This window comes from Prosthecobacter fluviatilis, from assembly GCF_055388355.1.
The window spans coordinates 2,089,751-2,112,776 of record NZ_AP043782.1 but is presented as its reverse complement, the minus strand read 5'-3'; the positions used below and the strand labels follow the sequence as shown (position 1 = coordinate 2,112,776).

The window sequence follows — 23,026 nt, the reverse complement described above, 5'->3', positions numbered from 1 at the left end:
GCATACTTGGGCGATGGCCCTGACAGTTCTGACATTGCGAACGGGAGACGAAGAGCACCGGATCTCGTGCCCGCTGCATGCAACACTGACGCTGGGATGCGGGCCGGACTGTGAGGTGACTTTTGAGGGCGTGGGCATACAGCCGAGGCACTGTGAGATGTATCGCACCGGAGAGCGGACCTTTCAGATCATCGGGGTGCATGCTGCGGCGCAGTTCTCGGTGAACGGGGTGATCGCGAGCGAGCTGGAGGTGAATGCGCCGTTCAGGCTTGGGATCGGCGGGGAGGTGTTTGATGTGGATCTGGCTGAGGGTGAGGTGATGGCATCGCAGGAGGCGGTGGCGGGAGCGGCGGTGCCGGGGACGCGCCCGAGCCGAAGGGGCTATCTGCTGAGGCCGATCAGCCTGAAACCCAGGGCTGGTGAGCGTGTGGGCGGGGTGATTTTGGAGAGGCCTGCCGTGCCTGTGAGCGAGGTGCCTGCGCCGGTGCCGCCGACGATGCCAGCGACGCAGGCTGTGGCATGTGCGGTGGGTGCCGAGCGGGCTGTGGATGAAGAGAGGTCGCCCGTGCTGCTGCTGGCGGGGGTGATGCTGTGCGGGGCGATGGTCGCGGGGATCTTGTACTGGCCGCATCATCTGGACCATCTTGCTGATGCGAGGCCGGGCACGGTGGAGCGTGCTGAGGCTGCGCCTGAGCCGGAGAAGACAGTGAGGACGTGCGAAGACCTGATCTGGGCGGGAGCGCCCAGTCTGGCGGCGCGGGTGCTGATGCCGCTGGCGGAGCAGGGGAATGTGCATGCGATGCATGTGCTGGCGCTGGCGCTGAGGGCTGCGGGGCAGCGTGGGGAGGAGGTGGTGCAGCTGCTGCAGAGGGCCGCCGAAGGGGGGCGACGGGAAGCGCTGCGTGATTTTGTGAGCGTGATCGATGATGCGGAGAACCCGGGGCGCTGCACGGCGAAGGCTTTCAAGCAGCTGCAGATGGCGGCCAGGATGGGTGAGATGTCTGCGTGGATGCCTCTGGGAGAACGCTACGAGCACGGTGATGGCACCGCAGCGGACGTGAAGCTGGCGCTGGGGGCCTTTGAGAGGGCACGCATGGGCGGAGACAAGCGGGCTGCGGCGAAACTTTCTGCCACACAGGAGGCGCTGGAGCGTGCGGCTGCGTATGTGCGCTCGTGGAACGAGGTGTCTGTGGCGACGCTGCTGGAGCATGTGGCGGCGGGGCAGGGGAAGTTTTTCAAGCTGGACCGTCCGCCGATGGAGGTGCTGCTGCGCCAGGAGGAGGAGCTGCGCGCGAGGTGGCCGATGAGGCGGATCGGCGTGGTGGCGGGAGCTCAGGCGGAGGTGGAGACGTTTGACCGGATCAAAGTCACGCAGCCGTTTCAGTTTGAGGTGCAGCGGGGGGGACGCATCGCGAGAGGGAAAGGTGTGCTGGTGTGCACAGTGCGGCGCGATGCGGAGGGCCGCTGGCGCATTACCGATGCGAGCGATGCCATTGAGGCCGCCGAACTGCTGCCCGGGAAGGAGCAGTTTGTGAGTGCTGCGTCATTGCGCGCGTTGAGGCCTGCCTTTACGAGGGCGGAGCAGATGGAGGAGGCGCGACGGGGGATTTTAGAGCAGATGCGCGGGCTGGAGGCGACGGAGGACTTCAAGCCGGTGCTCCAGGTGCTGATGCAGGCGGTGGCAGAGTTTCCGCAGGAGACTTTCTGGCGGCCGTTTGCGGACAAGGTGTGCGACCGGATGGCGAGGCAGCTTTTCATGAGGAGCCGGTGGCTGGACGCGGCGTGGGCGGAGACGGTGCATCAACTGGCCGAGCATGGCAGTGTTTCGGCGATGCTGCTGGAGGGGCATCTTTATGCGGCGGGGTATGGGTGCGAGCGCGATCTGGCGCGGAGCGTGGCGCTGTATGAAAGGGCGTTTGAGGCGGGGAAGCGGCGGGATGCGCGCTTTTACTATGCGGAGGCGCTGTTTCAGGGACGCGGGGTGGCGCAGGACATTGAAAAGGCGGGGGAGCTGGCGCTGGCGTTCATGAGAAGGTCCAGGCATCCGCTGGAGGCGTATCTGGCGGCGCATCTGCTGTGGCGGAAGGCGGAGCATGACCCGGCGCTGTGGCAGGATGTGTATGACACGCTCTCGCGTGTGGCGGAGACCTTTCCGCCGGCCAAGAACCTGGCGGGCATGGTGCTCTTAAATCACGGGCAGACGACGAAGGAGCGCCGGACGGGTTTTGCGGCGATCAAGGCCGCGGCCGATGAGGGCGTGGTGGAGGCGATGAAGAGCCTTTCGCAGTGCTATCTTGAGGGAGTGGGCTGCGAGAAGGATCTGCATCTGGCCACTTTGTGGAAGCAGAAGGCGCTGGTGACGGAGCCGCCGAGGAGGAGGCACTACACGGAGCTTGAGGAGTGAGGGGAGATGGCATTTATGATTTACGATTTGTGATTTATGATTTCGGAAATGGGGGTGACGTGAAATCTGGAGGACGCGGAGAGACTCAGAAATTGAAATCACGGAATACACCGAATACACGGAATCGGGTAAAGGCTCTTGGTGGTATGGTGTGGTATTTGTTTGCAAAAGACAATGGCGATGGGGGCTGGGATGTGAGTGGTCATCCTGACAATGACTGACCTTTTGACGGCGCAGCCCTGACTGTGCCGGGTGTGGCTACTCGCCTGGGCGGAGGATGTCGCAGGTGATGAAGATGGCCTGGAGGATGTCTTGTTTTTCAAACTCGGGTTTGCCGGTGGGCTTGTAGAGGGAGAGGAGGCGGGCGGAGGTGGAGGGTAGGGTGATGGCGGTGGTGGTCCGGGTGGTGAAGAAGTCGGTGAGGGGAAACTCGAGGCGGTGGCCCTGGGTGTCGGTGAGGTGCTCGCGATGTTCGAGGGGAGGGGCAGTGTGGAATTCGTTGGAGAGGGTGAGTTCGACGGTGGCACCGTCGGAGCCTACGGAGGGTTCGAGCTCCAGGCGCAGGCCAACCTGCCGCATTTCCTGATTGAAGCTGATGCGTTGTTTGTCGTCGAGGCTGACATCAGCGATGAAGATGTGCTCGTTGTTCTGGGTGGATGAGGCGCGGGTGCCGGACCTGGTCTCGACGCGAGCCATGTTGAGATGCTGCACGGTGCCGGCTTTCACGGCGGTGAGGAGTTCATCGAGCTCGGCGCGGTGATTGCTTTTGCTGGAAGCCTGGGCGGCGAGCCGGCGCAGGAGCGGGCCGGGGCCCTGTAACACGTGGGCGGTGCAGGCAGTGGTGTGCCGGATGGAACCACAACCCCAACCCACATAAGCTTCCACCAGGTCGAGGTTTTCATTCGTGTTGGTGACCACCAGCCGTGTCGATGGCGGGCCGTAATAGGCGGCCGTGCCTGGGGGGAAGGTGATGCCTACGGCTTCAAGGATCTCCTTGGCTGTTTTGGGTTTCTTTTTGTCATCCGGGGTGGTGGCATCTCCTCCTGCGGAAAGAAAATCGGGAGGAACGCGATAGGAGCGGGTGTGGATTTCCTTGGCATCGCTCGCAGGCGGAGGAGGGACGAAGGAGTAAGGGGATCTGGCCACCTGTGGTATGACCTCACATTTGACAAAGGTGGCCCAGAGGACGCCGGTGTCTGGATGGCCGGCGGGAGGATTGAGCGCGAGGAGCTTGGTGCCGCCTTTGGTGAGGTTGATGCCCGTCACGATTTTGTGGACATTGAAGTCGGTGAGGGGCTGGTCAAAGGGCTGCTGAGAGGCGGGATCGCGGAGCTGCGCTTGGCGTGTGACCGGCGGCGTGGGATGGAGTTCGTGAAAACAGGTGAGCTCCACCGTGCGGCTGTCTGCGCCGACGGTGGGCTCGACCTCGATGACGGAGCCCACCCGTCGGGTGTCGAAGATGATGCTTGGATATCCCTGGCCGTCGGAGCCCTCGCTTTCGAGGTAGCAGTGCTCGTGCGCTGAATGATGAGCGGCTTTGTTGCCGGACTTGGTTTCGATAAAGGCGGACTGGATGAACCTGGCCTCTCCACGGGCGACTGCGGCTTCTACTGCGGCGAGCATGGCGGAGTCGTCGGTGGAGGCGAGTGTCTCGCGGGTGAGATCGCGCAGCAAAGGGGCGGGTGCCTCGAGGGTGTGGAAGGTGAAAGCGACTGTTTTGGGAAAGACGGCCAGGTCATGCTCCAGCATGGTGCTGATGAGCGCGATGTTGTCCGGGGTGTTCACACAGCGCAGCACGCCCTCGCGGTGTTCAAGGAAGGAGCCTGGGGGAAAGGTGGCGCCGGCTTTGGCAAAATGGGTCTGGAGAGTGGGGGGCTTCGAGAGACGCGGTGGTTCTCCAATCTCATTTTCAAACTTGGGGCGCAGGGCCTCGTCAAATACTCCGTCCGGGGCATGCATGGCGGCGAACTGCATGCCTTTGGGAATGGTTGAGGGTGATGTCACTTTGGGCTGCGGAGCGGGGAGTGCCTCAACGCGGCGGACCGTGGCGGTGAGGAACACGGCGCAGAGAAGGTCTGAGTTTTCGCGTGGTGTGCCGACTGGCCGGGTGATGCCGAGGAGTCTGGTGCCGCCACCCAGGAAGCTGACACTGGTATTGATCTGAGTGCCGGGGAGATCGGTGAGGGGAAACTCCGTGGCGTGGCCGGTGAGGGGATCGCTGATGCTGAGCTGACGCGTGGTCGGAGGTGCTGGGTAGAAATCCAGGGCGAGGGAGGTCTCGATGAAGGCGCCGTCCGTACTGACGGAGGGCTCGATCTCCCAATGCAGGCCGAGGTGGCGAGTTTCTGCGGAGATGGCGGAACGGCTCTTGGCATCGAGGGACACATTGCTGACATAGCGATGCTCGAGGCCTGCATCGAGCGTGGCGCGGGTGCCGGATTTGGTTTCGAGAAAGGCATCGCCTACGACGCGGACCTTGGAGCCGGGTTTTTGGGCGTGATCGAGCAGCAAGGCGAGCGCGGGCGCGGCATCGAGGCTGCGGGAGGCCAGGGCATTGGACTGGCGGATGAGGTCGCCAGGAGCCTCGATGATGGTGAGGGTGAAGCCGACATTGGCAGGCGCCTGCTGAGTGATCGAAGCCACAAACGCCTCGGTGATCTCGATGTTGGGCACCGAGTTTGTGACGGTGAGGAGGCTGGTGAACGGATTGAAGCTGGCACTGGCTCCCTCGGGAAAAGTGACGCCGATGGATTCGAGGATCTGCCGTGGTGTCTTGAGCTTTGGATGAGCCGGTGAATCGAGCGCTGGACTGGTGGCGGGCTCGCGTGTGGCAAAGGGATCTTTGTCTGCCGTTGATTCAGGTGACGGAGCGCTTTCGCAGGAGATGAAGTCGGGCGGGAGTTTGAATATGCGAGTGAGGAGCGCCGGCTTTTCTGCGTGTGTGATCGCGGTGCAGACGAGGGTGATCAGCAGGAAGAAGCAGCGTGCGCGGAACGACATGGCGGTGAGGTTAGTGGAAGCGGGGGAGGGATGTCGAGACGGATGAGGGGCGCTCGCAGACGGGCGGGCTGTCGCCATGCCCATCCCACGTGGAGACATGCGGTGGGAGAGAGGCTACTTGATAACGGCCGGATCTTCGAGACGCAGGATGTCGCAGGTGATGAAGATGGCTTGGAGAATGTCTTCTTTTTCGAACTCGGCTTTGCCGGTGGGCTTGTAGAGGGAGAGGAGTCGGGCGGTGCCGGAGGGGAGGGAGATTTCGGTTCGGAGCCTGGAGGTGAAGTAGTCGGTCAGAGGGAACTCAAGGGGGCGGTTCTGAAGGTCGAAGGTACGTGCGCGATGCTCGAATGGAACGGTGGTGTCGAATTCGGAGGCGATGGTGAGTTCGCTCCATTTTCCGTCTGCTGCGATGGTGGGGGTGAGTTCGATTTTGAAACCAACATTGCGGTGATCGGAGACGATTTCCGGGGCCTCGTCTTTGGTGAGGAATGCCCCTGTCAAAGTTGTGTGCTCCACGCCCTGCTTCAAGGTGGAAAAGGTGCCTGATAAGGCCTCGAAACGAGCGGTGACGAGGTGGGTTGCCTCTCCGTCTTTTACGGTGGCGAGGAGTTGGTCGAGTTCGGCCCGGTGATCTGATTTTCGGGCGGCCTGAGCGGCGAGCTGACGCAGCAGCGAGCCCGGGGCCTGGAAGATGTGTGCGGTGATGACGGCGGAGCCGGGCGTGGGCTTGCCGAATGATATTTTGGCCAGGTTGGCGGGAGTGTTTCGAACGATGAAACCGCGAAATTGCTCCAGCATACGGACGTAGGAGCCTGGGGGAAAGCTGGCACCGTATGATTCGAATGTTTGCTGAAGATTTTTTTCGCGGGATTCGGCGGTGGTTAGCACCAGCGTAATGCCTTCCTTTGAAGGCGAGGGGGGGGAAGAAGGATCGGTGCCATTAGTGTGTGCAGGTGAGCCTAGCGAGGCTGACAGCACATCTTCAAGCGTGAAATATTTCACGATCATTTTCTCAGGCTGTGAAGACGACGCGAGGGACTGAGGTGAAGAAAGCTTGGGCTGCTTGATGAGGATTGGAACCACATCGCATTTCAGAAATGTGGCCCAGAGTTTGCCGGACTGCTCACGACCAGGGGGAGGAGTGAGCGAGATGAGCTTGATGCTGCCACTGGTGAGGGAGCTGGTGGTGGAGGTTTTGTGGAAGTGAAAACCGGCGGCGGGTGTTCCTGATGAATGCTGTGAGGCGGGATGCAATTCGTGCTCGTAGGTCACATGCAGGGTTTTGCTGTCGGCACCGATGTCTGCCGTAATGTCCAACATGGAGCCAACCATGCGTCTGTCGAAGCTGAGATGGCGAGGCTGCTGGGGTTTGGATTCGGTGTTGATGACCGAGCTTTGCTCACGTGCAGACTGGCGGGTGGCGAAGCTGCCGGAACGGATGGGAAGGAAGGCGGAGTCGATGAAACTGGCCTCCCCACGCGCGGCGGCGGCCTCGATGGCGGCGAACATGGCAGAATCGTCCGCCGAGGCGAGGGTGTGGTGAGCGAGATCGCGCAGGAAGGGGGCGGGGGCCTCCAAAGTATGCAAGGTACAGGCGATGTTTTTGGATGGGTGTCTGAGCAACTGGTCGATGAGAGATGAAATGCAGGAGATGTTGTCAGGGGTGTTGACGATCCATAGCTGGTCGCCGCGCTGCTCGATGGACGAGCCCTCAGGGAAGGTGATGCCTTTTTCAGTCAGCCAGTTCTTGAGACTGGTGGGAGGTGTGGCAGGCAAAAACTCATCGAACAAACCGGCTGGTGCATCGAGAGCGGTGAATTTCATGCCGGAGGGCATGGAAGCGTTGGGGGCTGGCTGAGGCTGCGGTGGGGGGAGGGCTTCGACCGTGCGGAGTTTGGCGGTGAGAAACACGGCGCAGAGGGTGTCTGCCTTTTCCTGTGGCATGCCGAGAGGGCTGGTGACGCAGAGCAGGCTTGTGTCGCCGTCTTTGATGACGGCATCGGCGCCAAGATGGATGACCGGAATGTCGGTGAGGGGAACTTCGGGTGTGTGATCTGCACCCGGGGTGGATTCAGAAGCCACTTTCTGGGGAGCGGAAGCGGGGGTGCTCAGGGTCAGGTTGATTGCAGCTTTGATGGTGCTGCGATCTTCGCATGTAGAGGGCTCGATGGAAAGCTGCAGGCCGTTCTTGCGTGGCTTGGGCGGGGCTGAGAGGGCGATGATTCCAGCGCCGAGTGGGGAGACGTGGGCTGGGGTGTGCTCATGCACGGTTGCAACAATGGAGCGGACGCCGGACTGAGCTTCTAGGAAGGCATCGCTGATGACGCGAACGTTTGAGCCGGGCTTTTGCGCCTGTGCGAGCAGATTGCTTAATTCCTTGAAAGCGGTTGTGGATTTTGCAGCAGTGGCGGCCTGGCGGATGAGTTCGCCCGGGCCTTCGATGACGGTGACGGTGAGAGCGATATTGACGGGAGCCTCACGGTGGATGGCATCGATGAAGCCTTCGACGAGATCGAGATTGGGCTGGGTGTTGGTGACAGTGAGATGACCTGTGAGGCAATTGAAGCTGGCACTGGTTCCTTTGGAAAAATGCACGCCCGCCGATTCGAGTGTCTGCCGGGCGGTGATGGGCATGAGGGAGGAATCAGCCTTGAAGTCGGCCGAGGTAAAGGGATCGAAGGGGGCGGCCTTGGAGTTGTAGGAAAGATCGCGGTTGGAGAGGAAATCTGGCGGTACTTTGAAGGTGCGTGTGTGCAGCTCAGTCTCGAATTCTGCCGAGATGGGGACGATGAGAACAGAGTTATGTTCGACTCTGTATTTGGTTTGCGTGAGCTCGGTGACGTAGCGGATGGCTTCGGAGAGCTGCAAATTTTTGACATTCAGATTGATGGGTGAGGTGTCTGGCGTGTCATCGAGGCGAAGGATGATGTTCACGCCCTTGCTGCCTGAGGGGGCGGATGACTTGTCCAGTTCACGGCTTTGCTTGCGGAGAAATTCAATCGCCTGCTCAAGGGTGGTGTTTTCGAAGTGAACTGTGGGGAGGATGATCTCATCCATTTTTTGCATCAGGCGGGCTCGGGCATCCAGGCCAACTGGCGCAGAGACTGGGGCGGGGCTTTGAGGGGATGCTTTGTCTTTGGCTGGCTCTGCACCATGGGCCAGAGTGATGATGGCCCAAAGCAGAAGGATGCTGCGGATGCGGTGCATGCGGATGAGATGACGGGATGAGATAGCTACGGAAAGAGGCTACTTGAGAACGGTCGGATCTTCGAGACGCAGGATGTCGCAGGTGATGAAGATGGCCTGGAGGATGTCTTGTTTTTCAAACTCGGGTTTGCCGGTGGGCTTGTAGAGGGAGAGGAGGCGGGCGGAGGTGGAGGGGAGGGTGATGGCGGTGACGGTTTTGGAGGTGAAGAGGTCGGTGAGAGGAAAATCGAGGCGGCGGCCCTGGGGGGCGATGAGGTGCTCGCGGTGATCGAGGGGAGGGGCTGTGTGGTATTCGGCGGAGATGATCAGATCCACGAAGGGGCTGTCTTTGCTGGTGGTGGGTTCGAGTTCGACATTGAGGCCAATGCAGCGGGGCTCTTTTTTGAAAAGGGGCAGTCCTTTGTCATCCAGGCTGAGTTCGCAGATGTATGGGTGCTCGGAGCCTTGGTTTACGGTGGCGCGGGTGCCGGGCTTGGTTTCGAGACGGGCGGTGTCAAGGTGGAGGACGGTACCTGATTTCACTGCGGCGAGGAGTTCGTCGAGCTCTGCACGGTGGTCGCTTTTGCGGGATGCCTGGGCTGCGAGACGGCGCAGGAGGGGGCCGGGGCCTTGCAGGACGTGGGTGGTGAACGCTACAGAAAAGGGCATGGAGCTGAGAATCTTGTCCACCACTGCTGTGATCAAGGCGTGGTTCGCCAGAGTATTGCGCATGATTAACGTGGAGGTCTTTGGGTTGTATGAAACGCTGGCTCCCTCTGGAAAAGTGACTCCGAGATCTTCTAGCGGGCGGGGCGGGCGCTCTCGTCTTCGCGGAGCTTGAGTGGCTTCGATGGCAAACGGATCTCCAGATGGTGCCGGGGAAGGAGCGCCGAGGGAAATGAGGCGATGCACAAAATCTGCGGGGACACGATAGGCTCTTGTTTCCAGTGCTTCCTTTCCTGCCTGTGGAGGAATTTGGTTTGCCAGGGCCTTTTTGGGTTTGGGAAAGTGAGGCACGGTGCAGCATTGCAGAAAGGTGGCCCAGATGTGGTCTGCATGGCTGCTGCTGATGTCCTGATGCAGGGCGATGAGTCTGATTTCTCCCTCATGCATGGTGGTGTGGCTGTGGGTTTTCAGCACTCGGAAGCTGGTGCTGGGAAGCGGGATGCTTTGGCCCTGAGCAGGATCATGGGGCGGAATTGCATCAGGGACACCAACTGGGACATGCAGCTCGTGGTTGTAGGTCACATCGATGGTCCGGCCATCGGCACCTATGGTGGGTTCTATTTTCAGAAAGGATCCAAGGGGCCGGCCCTTGATGGAAATCGCGGGAGGATTTTTTTCTTTGGGCGGCGTGCGATCAAGGAAATAGCAGTCGCGTGCGGCCACATGGGTGGAGCGAGTGCCGGACTTGGTTTCGAAGAAAGAGGACTCAAGGAACGCGGCCTCGCCGCGTGCGGCGGCTGCTTCGACTTCTTTCCATTCGGCCGACTGGTCGGCGGACGTGAGTGCGGCCTGGGAGAGCTTGGGCAAACTGGATGGGGGCAGGCGGACCGTGTGGAGAGTGACGGCGACAGTTTTGGAGGCCTTCTGAACGGCAGCAGCGATCAGCATGGAGATGGAGTCGATGTTTTCCTGAGTGTTGGTTATGCGAAGGAGGTCGTTTTCCAGCTTGATCACGGAGCCTGAGGGGAAAGTGACACCTTGGTCGATGAACCAATCCCGGAGCGGTTTGGGGGTGGGGTCCATGATGGACTCAAAGAGCCCCTCTGTGATCTGGAAGGTGATGCTGGACAGGCCCTTGGGTGGCGTGGATGTGGAGTGTGTGCCGAGAGCGAGATGGTGTGGAGGATTTTCCACATAACGAACGGAGGTGGTGAGGAACACGGCCCAGAGGATGTCGTCGGTTTTCTGCGGCAGGCCGGGGGGGCGGGCAATGCCTGCCAGTTTGGTGGTGCCGCTGCTAACCAGAAGGGAGGAGGTTAGGTTCACTTTTGGTATTTCTCTCGTGGTCTCCAAGGACGTGTTGTTTGCAGGCGGGGGGCTGAGATTGGGCTCTTCTGTTTTTGCGGATAAAGGCGGGCTCAGTTCTAGGTCGAGACTGAGGTCGATGGTCTGGCCATCTGCTTGAATGGTTGGTTCGAGCTGGATGCGCAGGCCGGTGGGTTGCCTGTCAGGATCTGGCGAGACGCTGTTTGAAAGCCTGGGGGCTGATTCGGCTTCTGTGGTGGCTGAGATGCCGGATTTTGTTTCGATGAAGGTGTGGCCTGCGACTCGAACGGAGGAATCGGGCTTTTGAGCCAGATCACGCAGGGAGGTGAGTTGCTTGCTGGCATTGGCAGTCTTGGAGGCCTCGGCATTGATCTGGCGGATGAGATCGCCCGGAGCTTCGAAGATGGTCAGGCTGAAGGCGATGACTTTGGGCGGATTGTAGCAACATGACTCAGTGTATGCCTCAACCAGATCGAGATTGGGCTGGGTGTTGGTGACTCTGAGGAGGTTCGTCAGTGGATTGAAACTGGCGCTGCTGCCTTCGGGGAAGGTGATGCCTGAAGCTTCGAGGATTTGTTGCGCGGTCTTTCGTGGTATCAAGCCGGCCGAGGGGGGAGGGTTGGGCGCAGATGGTGCGAAGGGATCTGCTGGAGCATCTGAAGCCTCGCCTCCTCCGACCGAAAGAAAGTCTGGTGGTACTTTGAAGGTGCGGGTGTGCCGCTCGTGCCGGTAGGCATGCATGTCAGTGAGAACGACTCCCTGAGCCTCCACGCGGTACACCAAATTGGTGAGTTCGGCTACATAGCGCAGGGCTTCAGACAAAGGCGCTTCTTTCAAATCCAGAGTGATGCGGATCTCCTTTGGCGGAGCGGGTTCGCGAAGGGTGAGACTGACGCCTTTGGTGCCATCTGGAGCAGGTGACTTGTCCAGTTCACGGCTTTTTTTGCGGAGGAAATCCAGCGCTTGCTCAAGCGTGGCGTTTTTGAAATGAACCGAGGGGATGATGATCTCATCCATCTTTTGTATCAGCCGTGCTTTTGCATCCAAGTCCACTAGGGCGGGGGCCGGAGTAGGGCTTTGAGGGGATGCTTTGTCTTTGGCTGGCTCTGCACCATGGGCCAGAGTGATGATGGCCCAAAGCAGAAGGATGCTGCGGATGCGGTGCATGCGGATGAGATAGCTAAGGAAGGAGGTTATTTGAGAACGGCCGGATCTTCGAGACGCAGGATGTCGCAGGTGATGAAGATGGCCTGGAGGATGTCCTCTTTTTCGAACTCGGGTTTGCCGGTGGGCTTGTAGAGGGAGAGGAGGCGGGCGGAGCCGGAGGGGATGGTGATGCCGGTGGTGATCTTGGAGGTGAAGTAGTCGGTGAGGGGGCGTTCCAGTTTGCCGCCCAGGGTGTCGATCACCTCCTCCCGATGCTCGAGCGGCTCTGCGGTGTGGAATTCGATGAGCGGTGCAAGTTCCACCAGGATGCCGTCCGCGCCGACGATGGCTTCGAGTTCGATCTTGAGGCCCACGTTGCGCATCTCCTGCTTGAAGAATGGCTCGCCCTTGTCGTCCACGCTTACGCCGAAGACTGCACTGTGCTCGCGGCCCTGACGGGTGGTGGCGCGCTCTCCGGAGCGGGTCTCGATGCGTGCGGTATTGAGATGCTGCACGCTGCCTGCCTTTACAGCGGCGAGGAGTTCGTCGAGTTCGGCACGGTGGTCGCTCTTGCTCGCGGCTTGGGCAGTGAGGCGGCGCATGAGAGAGCCGGGGCCTTGGAGGATGTGAGTGATGAACACGACGTTCTTCGGAGCGGTTCTTGTGATGGACTCCACATAAGCGTCCACCAGCGCGAGGTTCTCATTGGTGTTCTTTACGAACATGATGGAGACTGCCGGATTGTAGGAAGCGGCGGCTCCTTCAGGAAAGGGAATGCCTATGCCTTCGAGGATGTATCTGGCCGTGATGCGCGGCCGTGGCTCAGGCGTTGCCGGGCCGGATGAGGAGAGAAAATCTGGCGGCACGCGGTACTGCCGGGTGTTCCAGGCTTTGGGATCGAGCTGGGGCTTGGGCTTGCCCACTGAGGCGGGGTCGGGTCGGGCTTTCGCGACTTGCGGCACGAGGTCGCATTTCAGGAAGGTGGCCCACAGCATGCCGGGCTCATTGCAGCCGGTGGGTTTGTTGAGGGCGAGGAGCTTGATGCTTCCCCTGGGCATGATGCTCCCGGTGGTGATTTTGCAGTAATGAAAGTCTTCCAGAGGCATCTCAAAAGCTTGCTTGGAGCCGGGGTTACGGAAGTGACCGCGGCGCGCCATGGGCGCGGAGGAATGCAGCTCATAGCTGTAGCTGATATGAACATCGTGGCCGTCGTTGCCCACTGTGGGCTCGATTTCGAAGACCGAGCCCACAGGGCGCATCTCAAAGGCAATGCTGGGCTGGCCCTTGTCGCTGGTGCCAAGCGCGGAAACATACTCGTGCTCGCAGGTGGCGGCGTGTGTGGCGCGGGTGCCGGGCTTGGTTTCGAGAAAGGCGGAGTCGATGATCTTTGCCTCACCACGGGAGATCGCGGCCTCCACTGCGGCCCACATTTCAGTCTGATCGCCAGAGGCTGCCGCTGCGCGGTGCGTGAGATCGCGCAGGAGGTCGGCAGGAGCCTGCACGGTATGCAGGGTGAAGGCCATGGTCTTGGGAGTGCGGCAGAGGCAGTCCTGGGTCAGAGCGGCGATACGCTCGATGTTGTCAGTGGTATTGATGACCTGCAGCACACCGCCCTCATGTGTGGCAGTGGCTCCCTTCACGGGCACGATGCCTTGGGTCTCAAACCACGGCTGCAGCGGCCCGGGCTTTTCCATCAGGCTTTCGAAAAGGTCTTCCGGGACATTGAAAGCGGCCACCATCAGTCCGGGAGGAACCTGCGCCACCTGTGCGGGAGTGACTGCTTTTGAAAAGGGAACGGGCTCTGCATGGTTTGCGGTCCCGGTGATAAAGGCGGCCCACAGGATGTCTTCTTTCTCCTGGCTGGTCCCGACGGGCTTGGTGATGCCCACGAGCTTGGTGGTGCCGCTGCTGGAGGTAACGATGGTGGTGAAGTGAGCACCGCAGATGTCGCTGGCTGGAAACTCCGCCATCTGGCCAGAGACGGGTTCGGTAAGGCTGATCTGACGCTCGAGCGGCGGCACGGGATGCAGCTCGATGCTGAGGGTGGTTCCAAGGGTGCGGTGATCGCTGCCAAGGGTCGGCTCCAGCACCAATTTTAAGCCGATCAGGCGTGTGTCCTGGGTCACGGAGGCACGGCTTTTGGCGTCCATGTTGAACTCGCTGGCATAGGAGTGTTCGCACACGGCTTCGGAGGAAGCGCAGTAGCCGGACTTGGTTTCAAGAAAGGCATCGCCAACGACGCGGACATTGGAGCCGGCGGTTTTCGCCTGCTCCAGCAGCAGGGCCAGCTCGGCGGCGGCATTGCTGCTGCGCGTGGCAGTGGCATTGGCCTGGCGGATGAGATCCCCCGGGCCTTCGATCACCGTGAGCGTGTAGGTGATCGTGGTGGGCCCCTGGACGCGAATGGAGTCTAGGAAGGCCTCTACAAGCTCAAGATTCTCTGGGGTGTTGGTGATGCTGAGGAGACCCGTGTTGGGATTGAACCTGACCATGGCCCCCTCGGGGAAGGGGATGCCTGCATGCTCAAGAATGTCCCGGGCTCTTTTGCGTGGCAGCACCGCAGCGGGCGCAGGTGGCGGCTTGTCTGAAAACGGATCACCGGGTGGCGTCAGCGTGGGGTCGCCAGGAGTGTATTCGCCACCGTAGTCGTTCGGTGTTTGGAAGACACGCGTGATCATCCCGGCCGGCTCAGCACCCAAAGTGGTGGTGAAGCCAAGGGTGAGAAGCAGGACTAGGCAACGGGCGCGGTGCATGGTGCGAGTTTACCGAAGGGGGCGGCGGGATGTCGAGAAGGATGTTTCGAGGGTGGCGGAAGTGGCTTTCGTGTGATTGGGGCGGACTTTGGTCTGGCGGGCTGGCGATGGAGTGCTGGCTGCCGCATTCGAGGGGGGTGCGCGTGAGTCAGTGAGGCCGTCGAAAGCGGCAGCGGCGCTCCTTCGTCGCTGCGCGACCGCAGTCCACCAAATGGGACGGTGGCCAGGCGGGGGGCTTTGGCGTGGGGGCACAAAAAAACGCCGCGCTTTTGAGGGCGCGGCGTTGAATTATCCAGACCAGTTGCGGCGCAACTGGGCAACTATAAGGTCTGATGGATGCGGCCGAGGGCCATGAGGATGTAGCTGGTGGTGAGGACGGGGTCGGACTCCATCCAGCGGCCTTCGGTGTTGGACCAGGAGCCGTCGCCTTTCTGGAGGCTGAGGAGTTTTTCGGTGATGTCTTTGCGCCAGTCGATGAGCTTGCCGTCCTTGGTCTTGATGTAGTCGATCCCGGCGATGCTGAGGGCCTTGCTCATGGTCTGGTAGTAGTAGTAGAGACCGGCGGCGCCGAGGCCGGGGTTTTCGTCGGGGTTGTAGTGGTTTTGGAGCCACTCGATGACGGCTTTGACGCGGGGGTCGTCTTTGTCCACGCCGGCATAGACGAAGCTGAGAAGGCCGGCGTAGCTGATGCTGCCGTAGCTGCGGAGAGCGATGCTGCCGTCGGGGTTGGTGACTTTGGCACCGCGGGTTTCGGAGGGGTTGTAGATGAAGCCACCGGCGTCGTCGGGGTCTTTGCTGACCCAGGAGGATTTGTTGCTTTCAGGGCGGTTCTGGCAGCGCTGGATGAAGTCGATGGCGGCAGCGACGTTGAGCTGAGGCTCGTTCTTGGCGGCGTCGCCTTTGTCTGCGAGGAGGGCCTGGGAGTAGTAAAGGGCTTCGAGGGCGAAGGTCAGGTTGGACATGTCTGCGTGCATGCCTTTTTCGTCGCCGTAGCCGATGCCGCCATCGAGGGGATTGTCCTGCTTGCCTTTTTCATCGAGATCCACCTGGCAGTGGACGAGGTAGCGGCGGGCCTTGAGCATGACTTCCTCGTTCTCGGGCTTGTTGTTGAGGAGGAGTGCGGTGAGGGCGAGGGCGGTGTTGTAGTTGCCACGGCCTTTGATGAAGATGCCGCCATCCGGGCGTGCCTGGGCGACGAGGAACTTGGTGGCTTTTTCGACTTCAGCGGGGACGGGGTCGCCGGGCTTGCGGTTGGGGTCGAGCATGAAGCCGATGATGGCGAGGGACGTCATGGCGACGGGCTCAGACTCACCCCACTGGCCGGTGGCGGGGTTTTGCTTGGAGCGGAGGAAGTTGAGACCACGCTCGACGCCGAGGCGGAGCTCCTGCTTGAGGGACTCGTTGCGAGAGGCCTGGGTGGCGGCCTGGGGAAATGCGGCGGTCGTTCCTAGCGCCAGGGTGAGAAGGAAGGCTGGGATTTTCATGGTACAGAGCACTGGATGTGGAAAGAGGGCGGCGTCAACGGGCAAGGGGCACCTCTTTCAGGCTGGGCGATTTCTGTCCATGCCTGAGCTGTGGTGGGCGTTTTTTGACCGCGCCGTTATTGAGTTTTTGCTCACCGCAGGGGTGCGTCGGTGGTTTGGAACTTCTAAAATCAAAAATCGATTGCTCGACAATCGTCAATCTTCTGGTTCTGAAGGCGTCGTGGCTATGCGCGATTGACGATTGATGAACAACGATTGTTGATTTTAGAAGTGTCGATCCTCCCCCTCATTCTGCGAGGCACTCACTGTTTCGCGGGGGTGATGATTAGGGTCACCTGGGTCCCTTCGGCAGGGATGTTGACGGGCATGCTGATCCAGAGGTCGTCGCGCTCGTTGCCTTTGGCGGCGGAGTTGATGATGGCGGCGCGGTCCACGTAGGTGGAGATGATGGAGCCGGTCTGCTCGGCGGCGAAGCCGGTTTCGTCGATGAAGGAGCCGTTGAAGATCCAGGTGTCGAGGTCGGGTGGCGTTTTGCGTGTCTCGATGTTCTGGATGAAGTCGGAGAGGGGGACGTTTTTGACTTTGTCGCCGTCCTTCCATTCGACGTGGATGGCGAGGCGGTTGGCGCCGGGGGTCTTGGGTTCGGTGTCCTTGGCCTTGTAGGGGCGCTCGGCTTTGGGATCGAGCTTTTCAAGGATGCCGAGGGTGGCGGGCTCGTAGCGGGCGAGGAGGAGGGCGACCTGGAGCTGGATGGGGCGGACCTTGGTTTCGAGGATGGTTTCGTGCACTTTCTCGCCGTTTTCATGGCAGAGGGCGTACTCGATAGGGAGCTTTTGATGGAGGATGGAGCAGGGGATGCGGAGCTCGCGGGTGGCGGCGGTGATCTGGATGCCGTTGAGGTCGAAGACGCCAGGGGAGACCTGCTTGACGAGCTTTTGTGCGGCTTCGAGCTGGGCTTTGGTGTCGGGCTTTGGCGTTTCGGCTTCCTGGGCGGAAATGCGGATGAGCGAGGCGAGGAGCCCCACGGAGGAGAGGAGTACGAGGCGGAGACGTGGGGCGGAAATCATGGGGAGAAGGGGGTGGAGGGCGGTTACAAAGGGGGGAGCTTGTAGGTGCCGGTGCGGAACATCTGCTCGACATTTTTTGGCATGATCACGACGGGCTGGATTTCGTAGGAGGGCTGGGGTTTGAAGGTTTTGTCTGTGCGCATTTTGGTGATGATGTGGAGGGCGAGGTCCACGAGGGCGGGCTGAACGACGGAGGCGTCGAGCTCTCCGAGGCGTACGAGGTCGAGGCCGCGCTTCTGGCCAGAAAGGCCGTCTGTGCCGACGATGAAGATGCTGTCGCGCTGACCGGCGGCTTCGGCGGCTTTGGCGGCACCGACGGCCATGGCGTCGCTCTGGGCGTAAATAGCGTCGAAATTTTTCTGAAGGCTGAAGGCTTCGGAGGTGCATTTGGCGGCTGTGTCGGTGCTCCAGTCTGCGGGGGCGTCATGGACGAGGATGATGCCGGGCTGGGTGCGGAGGCCTTCGCTGAAGCCTTCGGCGAGCTCACTGGAGGTGTAGCTGTCTGCGGAGCCGCGGAGCTGGACGACGCGGCCGGTGATTTCGGCGCGGTTTTCCTCTGCTGCCTTGCGCTTGAGGGCCTCGACCACGGTGTCTGCGGCCATGCGTCCGACGCGGCGCTGGTCGGTGAAGACGACGCTGGCGCAGCCTTCATTGAGCATGCGCTTGTCGAGGCCGATGACGGTGATGCCGTGGGTCTGGGCCTCGACGATCAGGGCGGCGAGGGCGGGGGGATCGATGGGGCTGAGGATGATGGCGGCGGGTTTGGCGGCGATGGCCTGGCGGAGCTGCTCGATCTGCTGAGTGCTGCTGCCAGCGGCGTCGCTGGTGGTGAGCTTGTAGCCCGCCTTTCTGCCGACAAGCATGGCGAGGCCGTTGCTCTGGAAGGCCTGCATGGCGATGCGGGTGTCTGGCAGGAGGAGGATGATTTCGGCGCGCTCATCTTTGGCACTGAGTCCGGTGGCGGACAGGATGGCCGGGGGAGTGCTGGCGGGTGTGGTCGGCTGGGGGGAGCTTTTTGGCGGTGCGGAATTTTGCAGCTTCTGCTTTTCCAGATCGCTGATGGCTTTTTCCACATCCGGAGCATCGGAGGGGTCGCATGCAGCGAGAGAGAGCAGCATGCCAAAGGAAAGTGCGGCGGAGCGTGGGCTGGGGAACGTCATGGTGCGGAAGTCATTGTAGGCGTCGAAATCGGAGATGCACAAGCCTTAGATGTCCACGAAATCCCTGCCTGTCTTTTGCTTGCACTCTGACGGGATTGTCACAGACTCCGCCCTCGCCGTCCGCGCCCCCTACCGAAATGAGCCATCCACTGAAGAATGCAGCAGTCTGTAGCCGGAGGTGTTGTTTGAGGACGGAAACCACCATGTGGTGACTGATTTTCGCGACTTTCTGCGAATCCCTGCTTGATGCGCAGGGTGTTTTGCTGATAAAACTTTAAAAATACAGGAACAACCACCCCGACAAAATGAAATCCCTCAGCTTGATTTTCGCATCTCTTCTCCTTGCCAATGCCGTTCAGGCGCAAGCGCCGGCGGCGGGTGACAAACTGCCCGGGGTGAAAGTGAAAATCAAAGGGGTGGAGGTGGCGGAACAGCAGACGCCGATGCTCGAGGTGAGCAACATCAAGATGAAGCGCTGGAATCCGAAGAACTGGATCGAGCTGGATGTGGAATTTGACATCAAGCTTCCGGAAGAGGCGGGTGGCAGAAAGGGCACGTATGCCTCGATGCAGCTGAACATTTATGTGGCGCTGAACCACACGACGAAGGAAGGCAAGCGTGAGGTGATCACGGGAACTCTGGATCTGGTGGACATCCCGGCGGACGAGCCCTGCCATGCGCTGGCCTACATCTCCCCCTCCACGCTCAAGTCCATCTTTCAGAAGGACTTTGTGACGGCGGCCTCCGATGTGCAGGGCTGGGGCATTGAGTTTGTGGCGGAAGGCAAGGTGGTGGCGGCGAAGTCGAGCATCGGGAACAAGCCCTGGTGGGAGAACAAGGAAACCTTTGCCATGCTGCAGGGGATGCTGCTGAACAAGCTGCAGACGCCTTTTGCGAATGTCTTTGGCGACTACGATGTGCAGGTCAAAGCCAAGTAAGCGCAGCCGTCCCGTCAGACCCTAGTTGTTCAGCGATTTTTTACCTTATCCAGCATGGCAGACCCAAACAGCATTGCAGTCATCAGTCTTGGCTCCCAGCGCGTCAGCGGAGCATTTTTCGGCAAAACGCCGGGAGGGGATCTCATCCTGAAGCGGTATGAGATCGTTGAACTGGACGGAGATCCTTCGGTGGATGTGAGCCGGCAGCCGCAGCTGAAAACGGCGCTGCAGGAGCTTGTGTCCAAGGCGAGGATCAAAGGGCAAAAGACCTGGTGCTCTGTGCCGGGGCATCCGGTTTTCAGCCGATTTGTGAAGCTGCCGCCTGTGCAGGGGGACAAGCTGTCGCAGATTGTGGAATTTGAAGCGCGGCAGAATGTGCCGTGGCAGCTGGACGAGGTCTCCTGGGACTACGAAGTGGTTTCCAAGTCTGATCTGGGCGAGATCGAAGTGGTGCTGGCGGCGATGAAGTGCGAGCCGCTGAACGAGATGCATGAGGAGGTGTCTGCCAGCGGTGTGAAGGTGGCGGGCATGGATGTGGGGCCGCTGGCGCTCTACAATGCGTTTCGCTACAGCTACCCCGATGTGGACGAGCCAGCCCTGATCGTGGACATGGGTGCACGCTCTACCAATCTGGTGTTTGTGGAGGGGGACCGCTTTTTCACACGCAACCTGCTGGTGGGCGGTGCCGCCGTGACCAACGCGATTGCGAAGGAGTTTGGGATTTCGTTTGCCGAGGCTGAGCAGCAGAAGCGCACGCAGGGCTTTGTGGCCCTGGGCGGAGCTGTGGAGGACCACCCGGACGAGGGAGTGAACGCGATGTCCAAGGTGATGCGCAACTCGATGACGAGGCTGCATGCCGAGATCATGCGCACGATCACCTTTTACCGCAGCCAGCAGGGAGGCAGCGCGCCGAAGCGGGTGTTTCTGGCGGGTGGCGGATCTGCGGCGGGCTACATTGCGGAGTTTTTCGCTGAGAAACTGAAGCTGCCGGTGGAGATCTACAACGGTCTGCGCGGTGTGCAGACCGACCGTGGAGTGAGCGCGGAGGCCGCCCAGATGGACGCGCCAGCGCTCGGAGAGCTGGTGGGGCTGGCCTTGAGAGGCATGGGCGCCTGCCCGTGTGAAATCGAGCTGGTTCCTTCGGCGCTGGCCTCGGCACGTGATGCAGCACGGCGTGCGCCTGCACTGATTCTGGCGGGTGTCTGCCTGCTGGGGGCTCTGGGAGCCTCGATTGTCTGGTTTAACAGCGCCAGGGCGGTGGTGGAAACCCGTGCGGCGACCCTGCAGGCGGAAAGCGCGCAGCTGAGCAGGCTGGCGAATGACATTCAGCGCCTGGATGCGAGACAGGAGGAACTGCGCCTGCGCAGTGCGCAGCTGGAACAGGCTGTGACAGACCGCTCCTGGTGGGCGCATCTGCTGAATGATCTGAACCAGCAGTTTGACAATGACCTGATCTGGCTGCCGGTGATCGAAGTGCTGAAGGATGGCAAGCCGATCACAAAGCCGCTGTGGGGTGGTGATGAAAACGGTGGCGGGTCTTCGTCCTCCACCTCCAGCACCACTGCGAACAACCGCAACGGTGTGCCTGCCGAGCCAGTGTACATGCTGCGCATGCGCGGCCTGTACCGCAAAAACGACAAGGGAGAGCAGAAGGTGGTGTATGACTTTGCCTCCAAGCTGGCCAAGCTGGATGCCTTTAACACGCCGGACTTTGAGACCAAGCGTGACAACTATGTGAAGGTGGACAGCGGCGTGGATGAAGAACGCTACGCCTACCACTTCGAAATCAAAATGCCTCTGCGCAATCCTCTGAAATTTCAATAAAGACTCATGGACTGGATACGTGAAAACAAACCATTGGCCGCCATTCTTGGCGTGATCGCCGTCGGCTCGCTGGCTCTTGGCTACCTGCTGTACGATGCGTGGAGCGTGTATGATGAAACCAAGGAGGGCTATCTCGGCCTGGGGAACCAGGTGGCCGGCCTGAAAGGCGCGCGGCTGGCGCCCACGAACGAAAACCTCGCTGCGAAACAGGCGGCGGTGGATGAGTACGCGAAGCTGGTGGACACCCTGGGCAAGACGGTACTGATCCTTCAGCCAAAGGTTGCTCCGATCAATGACATTGAATTCCAGGACAAGCTCAAGGCGAAGATCTCCGAAATCCGCAAGCTGGCGGGTGAGTCGAAGGTGCAGCTGCCGGCTGAGTTTGCGTTTGGCTTTGAAGACTACACGAGCACGCTGCCCAAATCTGCCGCTGCTGCCACGGAGCTTTCCGGCTATCTCGATGCGATGGAGAAGCTGATGAAGCTTTTCCTGGACTGCGGGGTGAAGGGTGTGGACCTGCTGGAGCGCTCCAAGCTGCCGGTGGAAGCTGCGACTGCGGCGAATGCGCAGGGGAACAACAATGCGGCGATGAGGGGGCAGGCTTCTGCTGAGATTTTGGAAAAACGCCAGATCTCGGCGGTGCTGACTCTGGACCAGGGGCCGCTGCAGCTGCTCGTCAGCCGCCTGACCAGCCCAAGTGACATGCCGTATTTCACGAGCCTGCGTGTGCTGCGCGTGGAGAACCAGATGCAGGATGGTCCGCTGACTTCCGAGGTCAGGCTGCCGACGCAGGAGACCAAGGTGCAGGGAAGCACTCCTGCGGCGGAAGAAGCCCCAACGGATGAGATCAAGCCGCCTGAGCCCGCCTTTCCGGATGCCATCTCCGTCTTTGGCAATGAGCTTCTGAAGGTCAGGCTTGAAATTGATCTGGTCAAATTTTTGGACGCTGCCGCAGGGATTGCGGCCCAGGCCCCTACCGGACGTTGATCTCACTTTATAAAAATCCGCAGCCTTAAAGCACCACCATGCAGAACCGACAGGGCAATTACGAAAAAACCATTTTGATCATTTCCTCCCTCCTCGCCATCGGGGTGGCCGTGTTTTTGATCCTCCAATCGCAAGGGCTCGAGGAGAGCCTGATCCTTCCGCAGGGATTCTCCAAGAACGACCTGAACGCACCCGCCAGCCAGAAGGTGGTGGATGCCACCGAGACCATGAAGAAGAAGTATTCCTGGGTCTCGCCGCTGCGGAATGGCAAGGCGGTGCCTTTGAACAAATCCGTGATGCTGGTGATGAAGGACAGCAAGCTGTTCGATCTCCTGCTGCCGGAGCCGAAGCTGCGTGAGCCGATGACGAACATCTTCCTCACCGGCGACCCGAGCAAGAGCCCGCCTGAGGCGCCGCTGCCGAACATTTTCTCCCCCAATGTGGGCGACCTGGATGCTGACAGCGACGGGTTTTCCAATCTGGAGGAATTCAACGGGAAGACCGATCCACGTGATGCGAGCTCCCTGCCGCCGCATACGAACAAGCTTTTCCTGATCAAGCGGATCAGCCACGACTACATCCTGCAACTGAAGGGCGGCAGCGACGGCACCTTCCAGATCAAGCGCCTGGCCCCCACTGTGAGCAGCGTATTCAAGCCGCTGAACGAAGAGTTTGGCTTCGACAAGGGCACCCTGCGTTTCAAGATCCTCTCCGCCGAGAAGAAAACCATCACCACCAAGTTCGGCCCGAAGGACGCCTTTGCTCTGAAGATGTACGACATGTCCACGAAGAAGGAGTTTACGCTGGAGGAGGGCACGGATGTGAACCTGGCGGAGTATGAGGCCGAGTTCGAATTCCGCTGGAAAAAGCGCCGGGTGATCCCTGGGCTGAAGGAGGGCGGGACATTCCAGCTTCCCGGCCTTGGCAAGAGCTATTACATTCTCAAACTGGAAGAAAACAAGGCTGTCATTTCCCCACTGGGAGCTGATGGCAAACCCACCAAAGAAACCATCGAAATCAAGCAGGGGTGAACGAGGCGTAATTTTCTCCCGCGCGGAAAAAATTAACTCGCCAAAGCTCGCCGT

13 protein-coding genes are annotated in these 23,026 nt (G+C 60.4%); 6 read left to right on the top strand and 7 right to left on the bottom strand.

The features are described from left to right. Window positions 1–13: 13 nt before the first annotated feature. Window positions 14–2,404 (top strand): tetratricopeptide repeat protein, encoded by a 2,391-nt coding sequence (locus tag ACZ5WW_RS08125; RefSeq protein ID WP_377165349.1) that lies wholly within the window; start codon window positions 14–16, stop codon window positions 2,402–2,404. 258 nt (window positions 2,405–2,662) lie between these two features. On the opposite strand, the gene ACZ5WW_RS08120 is transcribed toward ACZ5WW_RS08125, so the two are convergent. The 5 genes from ACZ5WW_RS08120 to ACZ5WW_RS08100 form a co-directional block, all read right to left on the bottom strand. Next, entirely contained in the window at window positions 2,663–5,404 is a 2,742-nt protein-coding gene (locus ACZ5WW_RS08120) for a hypothetical protein (protein WP_377165351.1), read from the bottom strand. Between the two features lie 114 nt (window positions 5,405–5,518). Continuing rightward, the gene (locus ACZ5WW_RS08115; protein ID WP_377165353.1) at window positions 5,519–8,611 is read right to left on the bottom strand and encodes a hypothetical protein; all 3,093 of its coding nucleotides are present in this window, start codon (window positions 8,609–8,611) and stop codon (window positions 5,519–5,521) included. 39 nt (window positions 8,612–8,650) lie between these two features. Next, window positions 8,651–11,749: a hypothetical protein gene (locus ACZ5WW_RS08110; RefSeq protein ID WP_377165355.1), complete on the bottom strand. Its 3,099-nt coding sequence runs from the start codon at window positions 11,747–11,749 to the stop codon at window positions 8,651–8,653. Between the two features lie 26 nt (window positions 11,750–11,775). After that, a complete protein-coding gene (locus ACZ5WW_RS08105) occupies window positions 11,776–14,481 on the bottom strand; it encodes a hypothetical protein (RefSeq protein ID WP_377165357.1) in 2,706 nt (901 codons plus the stop codon). 320 nt (window positions 14,482–14,801) lie between these two features. Beyond that, a complete protein-coding gene (locus ACZ5WW_RS08100; protein ID WP_377165359.1) occupies window positions 14,802–15,965 on the bottom strand; it encodes a prenyltransferase/squalene oxidase repeat-containing protein in 1,164 nt (387 codons plus the stop codon). A gap of 79 nt (window positions 15,966–16,044) precedes the next feature. Here ACZ5WW_RS08100 and ACZ5WW_RS08095 point away from each other — a divergent pair, with 79 nt between their 5' ends. Next, window positions 16,045–16,203, top strand: coding sequence for a hypothetical protein (locus ACZ5WW_RS08095; protein WP_377165361.1), 159 nt, complete (start codon window positions 16,045–16,047; stop codon window positions 16,201–16,203). A gap of 64 nt (window positions 16,204–16,267) precedes the next feature. On the opposite strand, the gene ACZ5WW_RS08090 is transcribed toward ACZ5WW_RS08095, so the two are convergent. Both ACZ5WW_RS08090 and ACZ5WW_RS08085 read right to left on the bottom strand, forming a co-directional pair. Continuing rightward, complete coding sequence (locus ACZ5WW_RS08090; RefSeq protein WP_377165363.1) at window positions 16,268–17,032, bottom strand: YdjY domain-containing protein; 765 nt, start codon at window positions 17,030–17,032, stop codon at window positions 16,268–16,270. 23 nt (window positions 17,033–17,055) lie between these two features. Then, window positions 17,056–18,192 (bottom strand): substrate-binding domain-containing protein, encoded by a 1,137-nt coding sequence (locus ACZ5WW_RS08085; protein ID WP_377165365.1) that lies wholly within the window; start codon window positions 18,190–18,192, stop codon window positions 17,056–17,058. 305 nt (window positions 18,193–18,497) lie between these two features. Here ACZ5WW_RS08085 and ACZ5WW_RS08080 point away from each other — a divergent pair, with 305 nt between their 5' ends. The 4 genes from ACZ5WW_RS08080 to ACZ5WW_RS08065 are packed head-to-tail and all read left to right on the top strand — an operon-like array spanning window position 18,498 to window position 22,972. Beyond that, a complete protein-coding gene (locus ACZ5WW_RS08080) occupies window positions 18,498–19,130 on the top strand; it encodes an Amuc_1102 family pilus-like protein (protein WP_377165367.1) in 633 nt (210 codons plus the stop codon). A 54-nt stretch (window positions 19,131–19,184) separates the two neighbouring features. After that, window positions 19,185–20,954, top strand: a complete 1,770-nt coding sequence (mul2B, locus tag ACZ5WW_RS08075; protein ID WP_377165369.1) for an Amuc_1101 family PilM-like pilus complex protein — start codon at window positions 19,185–19,187, stop codon at window positions 20,952–20,954. A 6-nt stretch (window positions 20,955–20,960) separates the two neighbouring features. Then, complete coding sequence (locus tag ACZ5WW_RS08070) at window positions 20,961–21,941, top strand: Amuc_1100 family pilus-like protein (RefSeq protein WP_377165371.1); 981 nt, start codon at window positions 20,961–20,963, stop codon at window positions 21,939–21,941. Between the two features lie 38 nt (window positions 21,942–21,979). Continuing rightward, the gene (locus tag ACZ5WW_RS08065; RefSeq protein WP_377165372.1) at window positions 21,980–22,972 is read left to right on the top strand and encodes an Amuc_1099 family pilus-like system protein; all 993 of its coding nucleotides are present in this window, start codon (window positions 21,980–21,982) and stop codon (window positions 22,970–22,972) included. Window positions 22,973–23,026 lie beyond the last annotated feature (54 nt).